The organism is Paraburkholderia sp. RL18-085-BIA-A, from assembly GCF_046027075.1.
Classification (GTDB): Bacteria; Pseudomonadota; Gammaproteobacteria; order Burkholderiales; family Burkholderiaceae; genus Paraburkholderia.
Map to the genome: position 1 here is coordinate 1 of NZ_JARESU010000296.1, position 4,159 is coordinate 4,159.

A 4,159-nucleotide genomic window follows, 5' to 3' on the forward strand; every position below is an offset into this window, starting at 1 on the left:
TCGTGCGCTCACGCGGCAGCAGACAAGGGCAGGCGTCGAACAAACCTAAACGAAGAACAAACCTAAACGAAGAACAAACCTAAACGAAGAACAAACCTAAACGAAGAACAAACCTAAACGAAGAACAAACCTAAACGAACATTGCCTGACACGCCGAGCGTATGCGTCGCGCGCTTTCCGCTACACGAGCGGCAATACGCCTCTGAGGATAGTCTCCCGTTGCACAAATCGACCACCGCGTGACGTGATAAAAGCATGGAGCGCAGCGGCCTCTCCTGACTACGGCCGGCGCAGGTAGCGAGGATGGCCTCGTTCTAAATGCCTTGTCCTGCGATGGGTTTTCGGATCGCGTGCACCTCAATGAGCTGCGGACGCTTCTGTCGAGTCTCCACTCTTTGTCGGACGCGTAATCCAGATGAGCGGGATGATCAGAATGAAGATGAACGTGGACGCATAGAAGAAATCGTCGAGACCCATGACCGCAGCCTGACTTGCGACCATCGATTCAAACGATGCGTAAGCGGAGCCAACATCCAGATGGAATTGCGATTGCAGTGTCGCGATGGTCTGGTTGAAAGCCGGATTGTCGATGCTCGCCTGCTCGGTGAGTCGCACGTGATGCACAACCGTCCGATGATTCCATACGGTGCCCGCGATGGACGTGCCAACAGCGCCGCAGAAAATACGCGCGAAATTGGACAACCCTGCCGCTGCAGGGATGCGCTCGGGAGGCAAGCCAGAAAGGATGATCGACACGAGTGGAACGAACCAGAGCACGGTTGGTATGCCTTGCAGCAAGGTCGGTATAACCAGATGCCACGCATCCATCGTACTCAGATACTGCGTGCGCATGAAGAACACACCCGACAGACCCACGAACGCAACCGACACCAGGACCCTGGCATCAAACCATTGAAGCAGGCGCCCGATAAAAGGAGAAAGTAGAACCGTGAAAATGCCAACGGGCGCCGTGACAAGGCCGGCATCGTAAGCCCGGTAGCCGAGATACTCCTGCATCCACTGCGGCAGCAGCACAAGGTTGCCGAAGTAAAGCGCGTAGGAAACGGAAATCGCAATCGTGCCGCTGCTGAAGTTGCGCAATGCGAAGAGCCTGAGGTCGACGACCGGATGCGACTCCGTCAGCTCCCACACGAGAAAGAACGCGAAGGCGATGAGGGCAGTCAGCCCGAGCGCAACGATGAAGGGCGACGAGAACCAATCAAGATCCCTCCCCTTGTCGAGCATCACCTGAAGCGACCCGACCCACGTCACGAGCAGCGCAAGCCCTACCGCGTCGATGGGCAGTTTCTTCGTCGGCGTTTCGCGCTTCCGGTAAATGATCCAGGTGGCACTGGCCGCGATAAATCCGACCGGGATGTTGACGTAGAAGATCCAGGACCAGCTGTAGTTGTCAGTGATCCAGCCGCCGAGCACCGGCCCCGCGATCGGGCCAACGGTGGCGGTCATTGCCCAGAGCGCCAGCGCCATGTTGGCCCTGGCCTTCGGATAGGAACTGAGCAGGACGGCTTGGGACAACGGAATGAGCGGGCCGGCCACCAGGCCCTGCAAAACCCGCGCGCCCAGCAGGAACGGCAGGTCCGGTGCGATGCCGCAGAGCCACGAAGCGAAAACAAACATCAGAATCGCTCCGACGAAAAGCCGGATCTGACCGATCTGCTGCGTGAGCCACCCCGTCAGTGGGATGGACACGGCATTGGCGGCGGCAAAGATCGTGATGACCCACGTTCCTTCATCGACCGACACCCCGAGATTACCCGAGAGGTTGGGCACCGCGACGTTCGCGATCGACGTGTCCAGAACGGTCATGAACGTCGCAAGCGCCACCACGATCGTGGCGATCACGAGCTGGCCGCCCTGCAGCGGCGGATGCTGGACCGGTACTGCAGGAGCGGCGGGAGACGTTGAACCCTGCGTCATAAACTGCGTTCTTGGGACTAGTTATCGTGAATTGGGGCGGTCCTGCCGGAGCGGGACGCACCATGGAAGCAGCTAAACCTGCTTCCCAGCATCCGTCGATGGCCGACGACCAAAACTTGTAAGGGTAGCGACGATCCATAGGGATTAAATGCTTACACCATAATGTGCCCGAAACGCATTTCTTTCGCCATCGATTTCGACAATACGGTCCCCCCGCGTCGGACCTGGTTTGGACACAAACCCTGCATTGGTTGTAGGCGCGTGGTTCGCCTCAGCACTTTTGACAGACGCCATCCGCACATCCAGCGACGAGCCCCAGCCGGGGTCTGTTGGTTCAGCAACGATACGGGGCGCCGGTGTCCCGGGCGCGGGCAGTGTGGCCCGTTAGTCGTTGTCTCCCGCAACGCCGCCTAACGGGCAACTCGTTGAGTGAAGCCCGTCATCCGATCGCGACAACCATGGCCGCGTCCAATACGCGACGTTACGTTCGCACGCAGATAGCAAGGCCTCAGAACACCGAAAAGACCTTGCTTCACGGCAAACGAGCCGAAATTTGTCCCGGCGATCAGCTCTTGTCGACCCTCATGCGACGTTCATGTTGTCGCAGCGAACGGCCGCAGTAGGGGATGGAAGCGGGCGGTCGGATGCCTTGGGGGTTTGACGAGACCCCAGTGTGACCATCACTTTTGGTGTCCTATTCCGTAAGCTGGCGACGTTATCCTATTGGGCGACTCCCGGCGCTCCTGCGCCGTGCCCACGAAGCGCTTCGGGTTTGGTCCTCGGACGGTACATCCAACGATATAGAACTTCCGCTCATGCATAGCCGTCACAACGCCGCTTTCACCGCTCTTCTGGCAGCCGCGCTGTTCGGTGCGACCACACCTCTGGCCAAGACCCTGCTCGGCTCTCTGTCGCCCTTCATGGTCGCGGGCCTGTTTTACCTTGGTAGCGGTGTTGGTCTCGCCTTCGGAATTCTCTTTCAGCGGTTCCGTCGCACGGCCGGTGAACGAGAAAACGAAAGCCGGATTCAGCCCGCCGAGGTGCCCTGGCTCCTTGGCGCAATCGCAGCAGGCGGCGTCGCGGGTCCTGCGCTGCTGATGCTCGGCCTCAGCACGACGCCTGCAGCGACCAGTTCCCTGCTGCTGAACCTTGAGGGCGTATTCACTGCGGTGATTGCCTGGGTTGTGTTCCGCGAGAATGTGGACCTGCAGATATTTCTCGGGATGGTCGCAATCGTGTTGGGTGGCGTTGTGCTGTCATGGCAGCCGGGTGACGCTGGCGTCGCGCCAGGTGCCCTGCTCGTCGTTGCAGCGTGCGTTGCGTGGGCAGTCGACAATAATTTGACGCGCAAGGTATCGGCGAACGACGCAATGGTCATTGCCTGTCTGAAAGGACTGGTCGCGGGCTCAGTCAATCTGTGCATCGCGCTGCTGCTGGGTGCACAGCTGCCCGGCATCGGCAAGATTGCGGCAGCCATGCTGACCGGCTTCGCTGGCTACGGCGTGAGCCTGGTTCTTTTTGTCGTCGCCCTTCGAAATCTCGGTACCGCCCGAACCGGCGCGTATTTTTCTGCCGCCCCAATATTCGGCGTCGGGCTATCCCTTATCCTCTGGCCCGAGGTCCCGCCGGTGTCTTTCTGGATTGCGGCTGCGCTCATGGCTCTTGGAATCTGGCTGCATATCCGTGAGCGGCATGAACATTCGCACACTCACGAGGTCCTGGACCATAACCATCGGCACCGGCACGACGAGCACCACCAGCACACACACGACTTCGAGTGGGACGGTGAGGAGCCGCACACGCATCCCCACCAGCACACACCTATTACTCACACGCACGCGCATTTCCCCGATATTCATCACCGCCACATCCACTGAGGCCACAGGCGAGTTCTCGCTTCGCCCCGGTGACGGCCGGTGCCTTCTGCAGCCGCGGCCAGAAAAGCGGTTCACCTTCAGACCCAACCTGATCCTCGACGTCGCTCCCAACCAGCTCTCCAGCTAGTGGCGGGGCCTCGCCGGCCACAGCTCGCGGGCCCGGTCTGCGGCGACGTGATCGTCTCGGCCATTCGCCAGGTTGGAGCGTGCGTGACGTGGCTCGCGTTCGAACTGGCTCCTTGTTAATCGAATGCCCTGCAAGCCAGGCGCTGGCGCACCTTGGCCCTTCAATTCCACGACAGGCAATCCGCTCCGCGCAAGAGCCGAAATCAAAATAGTTTGTA

At 59.8% G+C, this 4,159-nt stretch carries 2 protein-coding genes; one reads left to right on the plus strand and one right to left on the minus strand.

The window, feature by feature from the left end:
- Nucleotides 1-357: 357 nt before the first annotated feature.
- The gene (locus P0D89_RS51280; protein ID WP_408379365.1) at nt 358-1,938 is read right to left on the minus strand and encodes a DHA2 family efflux MFS transporter permease subunit; all 1,581 of its coding nucleotides are present in this window, start codon (nt 1,936-1,938) and stop codon (nt 358-360) included.
- An 815-nt stretch (nt 1,939-2,753) separates the two neighbouring features.
- Between P0D89_RS51280 and P0D89_RS51285 the strand changes: the two genes are divergently transcribed.
- Nucleotides 2,754-3,815, plus strand: a complete 1,062-nt coding sequence (locus tag P0D89_RS51285) for a DMT family transporter (protein ID WP_408371097.1) — start codon at nt 2,754-2,756, stop codon at nt 3,813-3,815.
- Nucleotides 3,816-4,159: the final 344 nt, after the last annotated feature.